Source organism: Legionella busanensis, assembly GCF_900461525.1.
Classification (GTDB): domain Bacteria; phylum Pseudomonadota; class Gammaproteobacteria; order Legionellales; family Legionellaceae; genus Legionella_C; species Legionella_C busanensis.
This window is the reverse complement of the sequence record NZ_UGOD01000001.1, coordinates 521,789-536,124: the sequence shown is the minus strand read 5'-3', so window position 1 is coordinate 536,124 and position 14,336 is coordinate 521,789. Positions and strand designations below refer to the sequence as shown.

Sequence of the window (14,336 nt, the reverse complement as noted above, 5' to 3'; positions counted from 1 at the left end):
CTTATACATGCAATCTTAATTTCTCTGCGGCCAAGGTATTTTGCTCATAGACTGTTTCAACAGTCCGTTTAAAACCTTGTAAATAAGATTGTAATGTTTGGCCATACCCAGCTTTACCTTCTTCAACTCTTGGCTTAAATTGCTTTATTCCATCATCTATGAGCGTCACTAGGCTCTCATACTTGGTTACATCAGCTTTATAGTCTTGATAGGCTGATTTTAAATTTTGTATATATTCTTTACGCTTGTCCTGCTCGCTTTGAAAACCAAAAACACCTAAGAAGCAAGCAGACATTGAACCTATGAAATCCTTAAACCAAAAGGCTTGATGTCGTCTCTCTAAATAAATATCAAAAATTCCTGCGCCACTTTCATCTCTAAAGTATCTATGCGCTACTTCCTCTTTCGCCTTACGGGTAAAAATAGGTATGTCCTTTTTCTCTGGCGCAACAAAAGAACTTAACTGCTTTTCATAATCATTAAAACGTTCCATAGATGCAGGAGAGATACCCGCTAAGGCTTGATAAGCTTTAAATAAAGAGCTCTTCTTAAAGAGCTGAATTTCCTGAGCTATTTTTGTTTTATCTTTAGTATAAAATTTAAATGAAGGCAAAGAATACATACGACACTTAGTAGATAGTGCTTTATAACTTGCTTCTAGGTCAGTTAATAAAAGGTCTTGCAACGCCGTTTTATATTCATTAATTCTTAAATATGCGTCCTTAACTTCATTTATAGACTCATTTTCTTCATTAGAAGACTGAGGAATTTTATCCTGATAAGCTTTTAATTTCTCAAGAAGAATACTTTTCTCAAAGGCTAGCACACTTATATAAAAATCTGCTCTCTCTGTATTTTCATGAAAGCGCTTCGTGGGAGTAAATGATGGCAGCGTCTTGTAACTATCAATTAAGTGCAGATAACCCTCTTCCACTTCTTTAGTCAATGCATTAAAAAAACCTATCCTGTCTTTATTTGCCTCTTCTGCCCATGCTTGTTTGATTTTAGCAAGCTGGCTTTGAGCAGTATCTATTTGAGTTAATCTTTCATAAAGTGGCTCTGCATAGGCCATATTTTTAGGTAGGGATTTAGCTTTCTCTATGATAGATTTTGTATCCTTATCTAATTGTGAAATGTCACGACCAAGCTCAAAACGTGGCACAAATTGAGTATCTTTCTCAAGGGCCGTAGCTCGCTCTAGTAATTGAGTATAATCCCTTAGAATTGTTTCAACATCATTAAGCATAGGAATAACTGTAACTGCTAGCTGCTCAAAGTCTTTAATTTTCTTTTCTATAAAAGTCTTTTTACTTTGAACTTCGCGTTTATCGCTTATGTTGAAACTAGTTTGCAAAGTCTCTTTTAAGTTATCTAACTCTTCTTTAATTTCTTTAGCAAAATCAGATCTTTCTGCAGCAGATTTAATGGACAACAATCTTGCTCCATTATTTAAGTCATAAATAGAGAGATCCATATCGGTTAATAGCCTTTCTTGATGAGCTGTTTTTGCTTCGTTAACTACGCTCGCAAGCATTTTGATTTCGTCAAGCTTTGCTCGACTTATTGGATGTTTAAGGCTCTCCAATTCTTTTATTTCTAGTTCTCGTATTTGAGATTGAACTTTAGCAAGTTGCGTGAATAATTTGTGCTTACCCTGACTATCATCAACTTTTAAAGCAGCTACTTGTTTTTGTAGACAAGTTAATTCTAGTTGAATTAAAGTAAGACTCTGCAAAGTTGCGATAACTTTCCTTAGCTGTCCTCTTGTTTCCTGTAATTTTAGTTTTTGATCATTTAAAGTACGCAAGTTCTCTTGTGTGACTTGTTTAAATTGCGCTAACTCCTTGGGCAAGTTAATGATTTTTTTTGTTAAATCAGCAATGTCTTTATTCCGAATACGCTCTAGTGTAGTAAATTGCTTAGCAATTTCCTGTTCTAGCGTGTTACAACTTGGATTGCGATAATGGTTACTGCTAGCTAGTAAGGATTCAACATCAATTGCTGCTATCGCTTTTTGCGCTTGGTCTAAATCTAGGGGAGTTTGAGCGCTATCGGTTAACATTGAATTAACTATCGTCTGTAACTGCTCATTTACTTTGTCTATAATTTCCGCATATTTATTATCAACCAGATAAATTTTATTTTCGACAACCGCTTGCTGATTGCTAAGATTTGCCAATTGTGTAAAGAACCTAGCTTGTATTGCTTTCTGAATAACAGGAACATTCTCTTTATTCCATTGATCAAGTTGGGCAATTTCCTGCTTTTCCAATTGTTTAATAGTTTGATATTTTTGCTGAATTGTATATAAGTTATCGTTTGCTAAGTTTTCAGGCACTGAAGTTACAGCTTCACCATCTAATTGAACTTTTAACTCTTCTCTAATTTGACTTAATTTTTCATCAATTAACTGCGCTAAGGAATACCAATCTTCATCTGCTTCAGCTGTTGAAAAAATAGTTGTACGGTATTTAGCCTGTTCTGTTAACCAACCCCATACGCTTCCTTCGGTAGATTTTGCTCGACTATAATAATCATCAAGCCACTTGTTATGTGACTTAGAGCGCGTATCACTTTCTAAGTACCGTTTTAATTGTTCTTTAGGAACTTTACTGGTAGAAACATATAATCCCTGGTTTTCTTTAAACACCTGTTGATATTTAACTAACTCTTCTTGCGCCTTAAGAAGAAATTCTTTTCGATGAGTCACTTTTAAATCTAAAATACCAACTGCACTAGCATATTTATCCTTATTGTCTATAATGACGTTCGGATCACTAATAATGTCTTCAAGGCGGTAAATTCCCTGCCTACTAAGCCTCTGTACATTAGAATCATACTGTTCAAGGCAGTGAGTTTCACCTACTGTTGCTATTAGTTCAAGGCGTCTAGCTTCTTGTAGCTGTTGAAATGATGCTCGAATTTGGCTCTGTTTTTCTTCTGTTAATAATTTTCTTTTCTCTTGGTGCAAGCTAACAATTGTTTTATTTATTTCAGTTAACGTTTCAGTTATTAACAGGTCTAATTGCCCTTCATTACTTACTATCTTCGCTTGTGCTGGTAATTGCTTAAGTTCATTATAATAGTGCTGTAATAGCTCAATTTGTTTTTCATAGTCTTCAACATGAGTTGGTGTAAATTGGGAATCTACTACTGCAAGATATTTCCCTTCTAAGTTTTTATCTAAATTAAGGTTAAATTCAGGCTCTTTACTCTCAGTATATTCTGCAAATGCTTCTTTAGTCTTTGCTATTTTATTAAGTAACTCATGAATATTCATTTAATTTTACCCTAATTGACTTTCTTAGTAATTCAAAGAAGCTTGCGAGTATAAAGGGTAATTATTAAGGGAATATTAAGTTTTAATCATAATGGAATCAATTTAGCCTTCATGGAAGATATTTGATTTTCATAAAGTTAATTAGAGTAAGCTTATAATGATTAAATTTTTTACTGTATTGCCAACTTATTGTTCTTAGCATATATTCATAAGGCCGCTTGTATTAAAAAGGATTGAATATGCAAAAAAATGACAAAAAAGTTGAAGAGAAAGCAGCAAATACGTCAAAATTGCTTGGTCTTGTGAATCTAATAATTACTCCTCTATATGCCCTTGATACTAAAGTTGGCTTAACCGTTACCCTTACAGCAAATGCGTTTTTATTATCCTACCTTCATGAATTAGGAAAACGTAGAAGGCCAGGTTCTAATACTATTAATAAAATTAATACCTTCTTCTCATCGCAGGCCAAAACCGAGAGTCTTGAGGTAGAGAATGCTTTAAGAAATATCGTTAATGGCGGTGATGCTGTTTATAATGAGGTGTTAACAAAATTCACTACATAAATATATTGGAACGCTTGTTCCAATATCAATTACTATTACAGTATAACTGTTGTTTTTAAAGCTTTCATTATTGTTCATACCCTTAAGTTCATCTTAGCCAACTTAATTTAACCCATAGAGCTCTTTGGAGATTGACTTTGTTGCGTCGCTAATAAAGGTCTTTCCCGCGTAGACGGGAATCTATCTACAAATTAACTTCGATGTTCATTAAGGGATAGATCCTCGCCTACGCGGGGATGACAAAATATTTAACGTAGCTTTGTTGCTTAAATCTTAAATAATGAATGTCTTTCCTTTGTAGGTAATAGGGTGTCTGAAGCAGCCTAATTCATAACTTAATAAATTTAGTGTTTAACTTAGTAAATGATGGTATTTACTTATAAACTAGTATTAAACCATTAAGCTCTTATGAGCAGCTAAACAAACAAGGAGGTTGTGATGGGAATGAAAGCACTTGTATTTCATGATATTGGTGATATTCGGCTAGAGGAAATCAGAAAACCTAGAATAGAAGATCAGTATGATGCTTTAGTTAAAATCACAACTTCAGCTATTTGTGGTACAGACTTACACTTTATTCGTGGCACGATGGGACCTATGAAGTCTGGTACGGTATTAGGCCATGAAGCCGTTGGAATTGTTGAAGCAATAGGCAGTGAGGTAAGAAATTTACAGGAAGGTGATCGGGTAGTTATTCCCTCTACTATTTCTTGTGGCTACTGTGTGATGTGTCGAAAAGGATGTTACTCACAATGTGATACTGCTAATCCAAATGGACCTGCAGCTGGCACCGCCTTTTACGGTGGACCTACAACAACTGGGCCTTTTAATGGGTGTCAGGCAGAGTATGTACGGGTTCCTTTTGCTAATAATAATTTAATTAAACTATCTGATACCATTTCGGATGATCAAGCAATTTTAGTATCAGATATTTTTCCAACTGCTTATTTTGCTGTAGATAATGCCCGCGCTAAACAAGGTGATGTCGTTGTTGTATTAGGCTGTGGACCTGTTGGCCAGTTTGCTATTGCCAGCAGTAAATTACGTGGCGTATCACGTATTTTTGCTATTGACTCTATTCCCTCACGCTTAGAGATGGCACGGCTACAAGGTGCTGAATGTATCAATTTTAATAAAGAAGACCCGGTTGAAGTGATTGAGGATTTAACCAATGGCACCTTAGCTGATGTTGTTATTGATGCCGTAGGAATTGATGCTTTTGCGCCAAAACATGGCCCTGCTGCTAAGAAAGCCAGGCAACAACAAGCTGAGTTTGAAAGGGAACTTATGCAAATTGCGCCTAATGCTTTAAATCAAACTAAACAATGGGTACCAGGTAATGCGCCAAGTTACGCTTTAAGAGAAGGGGTACAGCTAGCAGCCAAATGTGGAACTATTTCTATTGTAGGTGTCTATCCACCCTCTTTTAAAGTTTATCCCATTGGGGAAGCTATGAATAAAAATTTAAAAATAGTGATGGGTAACTGCCCTCACCGCGCTTATATACCACAATTACTTGCTTTAATTGAAGATAAAAGAATAGATCCTTTAGCAATTCTGACCCAAAAAGTCGCTATTTCTGATGTATTAGAAGCCTATGAGCATTTTGATAAACGTGAAGAAGGCTGGATTAAAGTTGCCCTGCATATGCATGATTAAATTTATTGTTTAGTCTTTTAAGACGATTAAAAACATAAGGCGCCTTAAATATGGCGCCTTACTCACTTATCTATAATAGTTATCGATAGTACCGCCCCAACGACTCATATCAGGCCAATGATCTTTATCGAAACCATAGTCTCTATTTAACTTATCTTTATCAACATTTAAAATAAAGCATTCTTCTTCTTTATTGTAACTAATACTTTTCCAAGGAAATGCAAAATATTTATCACCAAAACCCATAAAACCACCGAATGAAAGAACAATATAACGAGCTTGGCCGTTAAATTTATCAAGCACGATTTCTTCAATAGTACCTAAATCTTCTAAGTTAGGTGATTTAACTTCTTTACCAATCACATCTTCTGTTCTTACGATATCTTCTGAATGATATTGCATACTCATGTTACTCTCCTTGTAATTGATATATCATTAATTAATGTAGCTTCAACTTTAAACTATTTCAAATTGCCTCTAATCTTCCTAATTAAATTTTAAGATATATACCCTTGAAATAAATTTTATATTTAGTCATAATTTATTATAAATGTATTTATTTAAACCTTTTTATATGTTTTTTAAACTAGAAACATCAAAAAATGAAGATAAAGAAGCCATGGAAGAAGAAGTATCAATGGCAGAGTTATCTGATGAAGCTATGGAAATAGGTGACGTAGAGGGTGAAGGACACAATAAAGACTTAGTATGGAATTCACCTCATGGACCTATTCAAACTATAAATTTTGATGGTAATTTGCGGTCAAAACTAGAGGATAAATTTACAGCTTATGGTTGTATCACCGTTATTACAAATGATGGGATATTGGGTACATTGACTCACCTAGATACTGAAACAGACATTAAAAAATTTATCAGTTGTTTAGATAAAATCCTTGATGAACATAAGGCAGATAGCGAAACCTGCTTAATTGGCGGCAACAATAAAGCAGAAAGTAAAATATTTCTCCAAAACCTACGATCAGCACTAAAGACTAATAACTACCAGATAACCAAAGAGCACACGGGCGGTTCTGTGCTAATTAGACGTCATTCCATATTATATCAAGATCGAGTTCTAGTTAAGATTCAGCAAGGTAGCGTAGCACAAACCACTCAAATAGAATTATTTTTTGAGCAGCTAATTAATGAGGCTAGTAGCGCTAATGCGCAAGCTAGGTCCACAACTAAACCTTTTTGATGGCTAATCCCTACCGCAAAAAGCGCTTCAAAGCTTGTCCCCTTGTAGATGGGGATGTATCATATACTTCGTGTAGACTGCGCTTTTTCAGCTTAAATTGCTAAATTTCTAAAACATTTAGCAGCGAGATATTGCTTTAGCATGAAAACTTTAAAAAAAAATGTACTTGGCGCTTTTGGTATGCAGGGACAGCAATGGTTAGACACCCTTCCTGCAACAATAAAACTGTTATCAACCCAATGGTTACTTGCAAATCTTAAACCAGTTGACAATATGACTTGGCATTATGTAGCTAAAGGCATGCTTCAACAGCAAACACCTATTGTATTAAAACTTGGTTGTGACAAAAACACTATTAGTGACGAATATCAGGCGTTAACTCACTTTAATGGCCAGGGGTGCATTAATGTGCTAGCGTATGATTTAAATTATAATGCCTTACTACTTGAGCAGGCTACTCCTGGACATTCTCTAAAACATATTCCTGAATTAACGCTGCACGAAAAAATAACTTACTATGCCAGCGTTGTTAAGCAACTTGCAGCCAAATCACCCCCTAAAAATCATCAATTTTACTCAGTTAGCCATTGGTTAAGAGTAATAGACAACTTAGCACCCCAACAGTTTGAAACATCTTTAATTGATAAAGCAAAGAGATTAAAATCTAAGCTTCTTAATACAGGGGCGCATACTTATCTTTGCCATGGTGATTTACATTTAGACAATATTCTTAATCACCAGAAAAATTGGGTAGCCATTGATCCTAAAGGCATTATTGGCGATATGGGATTTGAAGCAGCAGCTTATGATCTAATTAGTAAAGAAGAATTAAATCAAAACAAACAGAATTGTAAAACAATGATTCAAGAACGACTTACTAAACTAGCAACAGCTTTAGATATTGACTTAACTTGTTTAACATCCTGGGTATTTTTACGAGTCATATTATCTGCTCAATGGTTTATTGAAGATAAAGGCGACCCAGCTTTTATGCTCTCACTTGCCCAGCTTATTTATCCCTTAATTTAGAGAATAGACCTCTTGCCTAACCTGTTTATTTTGGGTGAGTGCAAGGCGCAAGGGTTTTGAGGAGCGGAGTTTATATGGCGTAAATGAGCACCGGAGAAATCCTTGCAACACAGAAATCGCGTAAAATAAACCGGTTAGGCAAGAGGTCTAATAATTATGTTCAGAGCAGCTAAGCTACCCTGAATAATAGTGTTTTAATCAAGTTCGATGGTATATGAATAAGAACCTATGCCATCATATTTTGTACCTTTGTATCGAATACCGCTGCAAGTAGCTTTTACGACAGGATGGTTCATATAGGGGCCATCTTTGATATCTAAGATACACCAATTATAATTATCATAAGCTACCGTAATATGCGCATAACCACTACGACAAGCAGGCGTATCACGCAATTCAAAACTACGAGGACTAATCACTTGCATATACATTTCAGGGGATGTATTAGCCTCAACGATATAAATACCAGGATGGGTAGCATCACTTAAACGAAAATAATCTTTGTAGCCACATAAGAGAGTTGCATCTGACTGTTTTGCATAGGCAACAGCTGATAAACTACATGCTAAAACGATCGCTATTTTTTTCATAACTTCCTTACTCCTTTCACTTAAAATCTAAGCATGCCTATAATACTTCTCATGAGAGGAATAAACAAATCATCTTTGTGTTTTTATTTAACACTTAAACAAAATATATTATGAATAAAACTATTATCTTGCTTATTGTAGCTTTTGTGATGTTCATGGAAGCAGTGGATAACACAATTATTAACACGGCTATTCCTGTTATGGCGCATAGCTTAAAAGCCGATCCTGTTTCATTAAAATTTGCTCTTATCAGTTATCTTCTTAGTTTGGCAATTTTTATTCCTATTAGTGGTTGGTTAGCTGACAAATTTGGTGCCAAAAAAATATTTATGACAGCTATTGCAATTTTTACTTTAAGTTCGATTTGGTGTGGCTTTACTACTAATCTTTTAGAATTAATTGTTGCCCGTTTTATTCAAGGTTTAGGCGGCTCTATAGCCATGCCAGTAGGAAGATTAATTATTATTCGAACATGTGAGCGACATGAATTAGTTAGCAAATTAAGTATTGTTGTAATGATAGGTGCAATAGGCTTAATGTTAGGGCCGGTATTAGGCGGTTTAATTACCAATTATTTTTCGTGGCGTTGGATTTTTTGGGTTAATGCGCCTATTGGCTTAATCGCTTTCTTATTAGCATATTATTTATTACCCAATATGCCACCTCGCCAAGTGCACCGTTTAGATAAACTAGGTTTCATTTTATTTGGTAGCAGCCTTGCACTTTTAACTTATAGCTTTGCTAGTTTTAGTGAAACGCTATTATCAGATGCACGTTCTCTAATTACTATAAGTGCTGCCATCATATTATTATTAAGTTATGCCTGGCATTCTCAAAACAAAAATCATCCCATTGTTAAAATTAACCTTTTATCAATCAGAACATTTCGGGTTGCAATTATCGGTAATTTAATCTGTCGCATAGGGTTTGGTGGTATTCCTTTTCTGTTACCACTACTTTTACAAATTAGCCTTAGTTATTCACCACAAACTTCAGGCCTGTTATTAGCACCTACTGCCTTAGGTGTTCTAATTACCAAACCGCTAGCTGTTTATATTTTGCGCTTTTTAGGTTATAAAAAATTACTTATATTAAATACTCTCTTAGTTGGTTTTTCTTTAATTTCTTTCTCTTTTATTGATGAACATTCAACTATTTTAAAAATTGCTACTTTAACATTTATCTATGGTTTGCTTATTTCATTACAATACACGGGCATGAATTCACTTGCTTATGCTAATGTTGACGCTGAAGATTTAAGTGCAGCAACAAGTATTATGAGTACTATTCAACAAATATCACAAAGCTTTGGCGTAGCTATTGCTGCTATTCTACTTCATGTATTTACGCCCATTAAAACATCTTTGCTAAATATAGATACACTTCACCATACCTTTATCGCTATGGGGTTAGTTACTTGCCTATCCTTGTTAATTTTTAGTCAACTTAAAAAAGAAGATGGTCAAGAGTTAATTCAGGTTCCAGCTTAATTTAATGAGCACTACTGAAGGAATTAAATACAGTATTAATCTGGCTTAAAAATGGCTAAAATTAAATTTCGTAGCATTAAATTCCTTATTTTTTCAAACTGTTCTAATTGCTTATAAGCTTCTTCGTGATTATTACTCTTAGCCAACTGAATTATTTTCTTAGCTAAAAGATGTTGCTTTTTATGGTAAGTATTTAGTTTATCAAATGCCTCAGAAGCGAGCTTTGACGCATATTTATGCAGCATCTTGTCCAGCAAACAATTTTTTAAGTTTAAATCAGGTAGGGAAACTTGCTCATTTTTTAAATACTGCCCAATTTTTTGAAATTGCATATAGTGTTCAACAGCAATATAGATAAATTTATCAATTAATTCATTTGTGAGTTCATCATAACGCCATTCAGCGCCAAGGCTCCAATTTTTTAGCCAAGGAATTAAAGCATTACTGGACAACGCTTTGGAAATAGCAAATCCTTGTACATGGTTACATCCTAAGTGCATTAGCAATTTACCATGTAGAACTGTTTCTACACCCTCAGCAACTAGTTCATGACCCATGATTCGACATAAATCAATAGTAGACTTTAAAATAGCTAAATCTTTTGGTTTTTTTAATATATTACGAATAAAGCTTTGGTCCAATTTTACTTCGGCAATATCTAATTCCTTAAGATAAGTTAACGATGAATAACCGGTGCCGAAATCATCTAATGAGAAAAGAATATCTCGCTCTCTACAATCCCTTATAATTCGCGAAACAAGTTGCAAATCAGCTAACGCTTCTGTCTCTAAAATTTCTAGCATTAATAATTTGCTAGGTACTGTGGGATATGATGCTAAAGCTTCATCTATCTTTTTAACAAAATCTTTATCCTGAAGCTGATAAGAACTAATATTAATAGAGATAGGTATTTCTAAATGTTGCGCTGTAAGAATTTCAGCTTGTCGTAATGCCTGATGAATAACCCAATGACCGAGCTCTAATGAAATAGGATGATAATCTATTTGAAATAGGAATTCTGACGCTGTTAATAAGCCCCGCTTAGGATGATTCCAGCGCAATAACGCCTCAAGGCCAATGACTTTACCCGTTTTCAAATTAACTTTTGGTTGGTAATAAAGTTCAAGCTGATTAGCTTGAATCGCCTGATGAATTGACTTAATATATTTGTTAAATTCAATGGTGTCGATTTCGACTTGTGGGTCAAAAAAATCAAAGGTATTCACGCCTAAAAGACGTGCTTTGTGACGTGCAATTTCAGCTTGATGCAATAATTCTTCTGCACTAAAGGCGCTATATTTTTTATAAGTCGCCAAGCCAATGACACAGTAAATTTTATAACTTTTTTCATTCACTTTATAAGGTTTAGTGAGGACTTTGATAATTTGCTTAGCAACTGATGAAAAACTGGCAAGGTTTTGATGCGTAAAATAGACAATAATAAATTCATTATAACCAATACGCGCTAGAAATTGTACTTTATGAGTTGTACGGCGAATGCGTTCAACAACTTGTAAAATTATTTTATCTCGTGTTTGCTGATTCTCAGCATAAATAGAATCTTTATGTGAGCCAAATATTCTTATACTTTGAATAATAAGATTTTTATTCTTATGATGTGAATTTCTAATATACTGCTCGAGGTTTTTGGTTAAAAAAAACTTGTTGGGTAAAGCAGTCACCACATCATAATATTTTGCTCGCTCAAGCTGTCTTTCTTGCGCTTTTAAGATGGTTAAATCATGAAAAAAACCAATATAATTACTAATTTCTCCATTTTCATCTTTAACCGCAGAAAGGGTTAATAAGATAGAAATTTGTTTATTTTTGTCCTTATTAACTATTTCTCCACTCCAATATCCCTGCCGAATTAAAACATTCCATAAATTTTCATAAAATCCGCGCGTTTGATTGCCTGAATGTAAAAGGTTTGGATTTTTTCCAAGAACTTCCCGTTCCTTAAACCCTGTTAATTCTAAAAATGCTTTGTTTGCTTGAATAATAGTGCCATTTTCATCAGTAATGATAATACCTTCAGATGCGGACTGAACACTTTTTGACGTTATTGCTAATAATTTATCCTTCTCTTTTAACTCACTTATATCCAACAAAGACACAATCCAAGCAAATTGGCCTTGCCATGCGCCTGGCCTCACCACCATTTGAGCAATACGTATGCCACCGTTTTGCTTAAAAATTTCTATTTCTTGCACTTCTTGCGTATTTAATGGTTGGGTAAAATAGGTACCAATGAGCTTATCAGGCACAAGTCCAAATAGGCTTGCGGCTTGCTCATTTGCATAATGAATTACCCCTTTTTTATCTATTATCAGAACGCCCTGTGCTAAGGCTTCAACGAGCTGCTGCCAATAGATTTCCTTTCTATTTATCATAAGAATTTGCTTATCGGTTCTTCCAGAATTTCAAGTACTTTCTGGTAATTGGATAAATCTCCTATAATACGTTTTTGAGGTAGCGGTTCCTTCCTTATTAAAACAGGTGTAGCTAGAATTTTTTCTTTCTCTGCTAAATTATAGTCTTTACTTAAATCAATGACTTCAATATCACATAAACCCTCTAACTCGGGTAACTCACAAATTGCTTTAAGATTTTTAATCGCTCGCTTTGAAATAGAGCCATGACCAACTATATAAAGTTTTAATATCATTTTAGTCATTATTCATCTCTCAGCATTTTATTGGTATTTTGATGTTCTTTCCTTTGTTCATTTTCTTTTAATAAGTTACTCTTTTTATGTAAAATTGCATTTTTTCGAGTAAGACTACGTAATTCGTTAATTTTTCTTTGTAGTTTAAGTGTTTCCTCTAATGCAATTAATTCATCTGTTAAATACTGTATTTCTTGATTACGCATAAACTCAGCTTGCTTATCTTTTAAAATACAGGCTTCTTTTTGAGATCCAAACACCATTTCCTTATCATGTATATAAGGATCTTCAATAGTTATACCCTGGTCGGTTATTACAAATTCTTTAATTTGATTTGATGTTTTTAACCCCCTTGACTTAGCTATATAAAGCATCCGATTAAATTCAGCATTACTGGCAATTTGCGTCAAGTGAAGCCATGTTGTTGTTAAACTAGACAACCCAAGTACGCTTTTCTCACCTGCATACTCAGGTATTAATTCTGTAAGTAGTAACGTTTTGTTAGATGCAGCTAAATAAGAAATAAACCGAATAAAAAGAAATTTAACATCAGCGAGACTACCCAAATCGAGAAGAGCAGAAATAGGGTCAAGGATTAAGACATCAAATTGCTCACGATTAGCCAGTTCAACTAAGGAGATAATGTGATCTTCTAACCCCATTTCAACCGAGCGTTTAGAAATGATGGTAAGTTTCTTTGTTTTAATAAAGCGCTTAAGATGCAAATTAATAGAACTAAAATGGGAAACTAGATCAGCAGGTGATTCTTCAAAAGAAACATACAACACTTTTTGCCCCTGCAGAGCCGCAGATTGAGCAAAAAGTGCAGCAAAAATACTCTTGGCAGTCCCTGATTTACCACTAATCATGATAGAGCTACCTTTTTGATAGCCTTTATTACCAAGCATTTTATCTAAGCCTTGAATACCTGTGCTTAAATATTTTTTAGTAATTTTAGTTTCTAATCTTGTTTCTGTAATTGGAATAAGGGAGATACCACTGTAAACAATAGCAAATGGATACTCATTGGTACCATGTGATGATCCGCGTAATTTTAAAACTCGTAAATAACGAGTCATTAAATTATTGGTTACTTTTTGCTTTAGCTCAATGATACAGTCAACAATATACTCTTCATAAAACTTTGTTCTACAAATATCAATATGGCCAGCCATAGTGGTTAAAAGAGTTAACTTTTCATGACTTGCCCACTGAAATAGTTTTAAAATTTCCGCGGGAAGATTATTGTCATGCGTGAGCCCTAAAAATAAAGAATGCAGTGAATCAATAATTAAGATATCTGCCCCGGCTTTCTTTCTCGCTTGCGATATCCTTAATAAAAGAACATTTAAATCAAACTCACCAACGACTTCATCAAGTTCGGGCGTGAAATCTAGAATAATTAATTTATTTTTGGCTTTAAATTTGGTGCCTTGTAAATTAAAGTTATCCATGTGTACGAGGATTTCTGCAGGCTTTTCATCACAACTTACATAAAGAACTTTCTTTCCGGCAGCAAGCTGAGCATGAGCAAAGAATAAGGTGAAAATTGTTTTCCCCGATCCCGGATTGCCCTTTAAGAGGGTAGGCTTGTCTGCTAGATAACCACCATGTAAAATTTTATCTAAACCAGCAATTCCCGTACTAACTTTCTTAACACTCACTCCCTGCTCCCGCTAAGTTTATTAAAACTCCTTCTATTAATAATAGTTCTTATTAAAAAAAAATGACTAATTTGCAGTAATAACCGTAATTAAAAGAGAGTTTTTTACTTAAAAGTGATATTAAAAATTAGCGTAAACAGAGCTTCATCTAAGTGACAGTTGATTAGAGAAAGTACTGGTGGAACTTAA

At 34.4% G+C, this 14,336-nt stretch carries 11 protein-coding genes; 5 read left to right on the top strand and 6 right to left on the bottom strand.

The features are described from left to right. Window position 1: 1 nt before the first annotated feature. Window positions 2-3,280, bottom strand: coding sequence for a hypothetical protein (locus tag DYH30_RS02445; RefSeq protein ID WP_115330129.1), 3,279 nt, complete (start codon window positions 3,278-3,280; stop codon window positions 2-4). Between the two features lie 239 nt (window positions 3,281-3,519). Here DYH30_RS02445 and DYH30_RS02440 point away from each other — a divergent pair, with 239 nt between their 5' ends. Further along, the gene (locus tag DYH30_RS02440; protein WP_115330128.1) at window positions 3,520-3,846 is read left to right on the top strand and encodes a hypothetical protein; all 327 of its coding nucleotides are present in this window, start codon (window positions 3,520-3,522) and stop codon (window positions 3,844-3,846) included. A 438-nt stretch (window positions 3,847-4,284) separates the two neighbouring features. Further along, a complete protein-coding gene (locus DYH30_RS02435) occupies window positions 4,285-5,505 on the top strand; it encodes a zinc-dependent alcohol dehydrogenase (protein ID WP_207385778.1) in 1,221 nt (406 codons plus the stop codon). Window positions 5,506-5,571: 66 nt separating this feature from the next. On the opposite strand, the gene DYH30_RS02430 is transcribed toward DYH30_RS02435, so the two are convergent. After that, the gene (locus tag DYH30_RS02430) at window positions 5,572-5,913 is read right to left on the bottom strand and encodes a PRC-barrel domain-containing protein (protein WP_242604716.1); all 342 of its coding nucleotides are present in this window, start codon (window positions 5,911-5,913) and stop codon (window positions 5,572-5,574) included. Window positions 5,914-6,055: 142 nt separating this feature from the next. Between DYH30_RS02430 and DYH30_RS02425 the strand changes: the two genes are divergently transcribed. After that, window positions 6,056-6,706 (top strand): hypothetical protein, encoded by a 651-nt coding sequence (locus tag DYH30_RS02425; protein ID WP_115330127.1) that lies wholly within the window; start codon window positions 6,056-6,058, stop codon window positions 6,704-6,706. 141 nt (window positions 6,707-6,847) lie between these two features. Further along, window positions 6,848-7,735 (top strand): aminoglycoside phosphotransferase family protein, encoded by an 888-nt coding sequence (locus DYH30_RS02420; protein ID WP_115330126.1) that lies wholly within the window; start codon window positions 6,848-6,850, stop codon window positions 7,733-7,735. A 194-nt stretch (window positions 7,736-7,929) separates the two neighbouring features. On the opposite strand, the gene DYH30_RS02415 is transcribed toward DYH30_RS02420, so the two are convergent. Continuing rightward, the gene (locus DYH30_RS02415) at window positions 7,930-8,325 is read right to left on the bottom strand and encodes a hypothetical protein (RefSeq protein ID WP_115330125.1); all 396 of its coding nucleotides are present in this window, start codon (window positions 8,323-8,325) and stop codon (window positions 7,930-7,932) included. Window positions 8,326-8,435: 110 nt separating this feature from the next. On the opposite strand from DYH30_RS02415, the gene DYH30_RS02410 reads away from it, so the two are divergent. Then, window positions 8,436-9,815 carry a DHA2 family efflux MFS transporter permease subunit gene (locus tag DYH30_RS02410; protein WP_115330124.1) on the top strand — a complete coding sequence of 460 codons (1,380 nt, stop codon included), beginning with the start codon at window positions 8,436-8,438 and terminating at the stop codon, window positions 9,813-9,815. 35 nt (window positions 9,816-9,850) lie between these two features. On the opposite strand, the gene DYH30_RS02405 is transcribed toward DYH30_RS02410, so the two are convergent. The 3 genes from DYH30_RS02405 to kaiC are packed head-to-tail and all read right to left on the bottom strand — an operon-like array spanning window position 9,851 to window position 14,147. Continuing rightward, on the bottom strand, window positions 9,851-12,208 hold the full coding sequence (locus tag DYH30_RS02405) for a sensor domain-containing protein (protein ID WP_115330123.1): 2,358 nt from the start codon (window positions 12,206-12,208) through the stop codon (window positions 9,851-9,853). Beyond that, window positions 12,205-12,492 carry a circadian clock KaiB family protein gene (locus DYH30_RS02400; protein WP_115330122.1) on the bottom strand — a complete coding sequence of 96 codons (288 nt, stop codon included), beginning with the start codon at window positions 12,490-12,492 and terminating at the stop codon, window positions 12,205-12,207. The genes DYH30_RS02405 and DYH30_RS02400 overlap by 4 nt, the downstream gene beginning before the upstream one ends. Beyond that, on the bottom strand, window positions 12,492-14,147 hold the full coding sequence (kaiC, locus tag DYH30_RS02395) for a circadian clock protein KaiC (RefSeq protein ID WP_115330121.1): 1,656 nt from the start codon (window positions 14,145-14,147) through the stop codon (window positions 12,492-12,494). Before kaiC ends, DYH30_RS02400 begins: the two co-directional genes overlap by 1 nt. Window positions 14,148-14,336 lie beyond the last annotated feature (189 nt).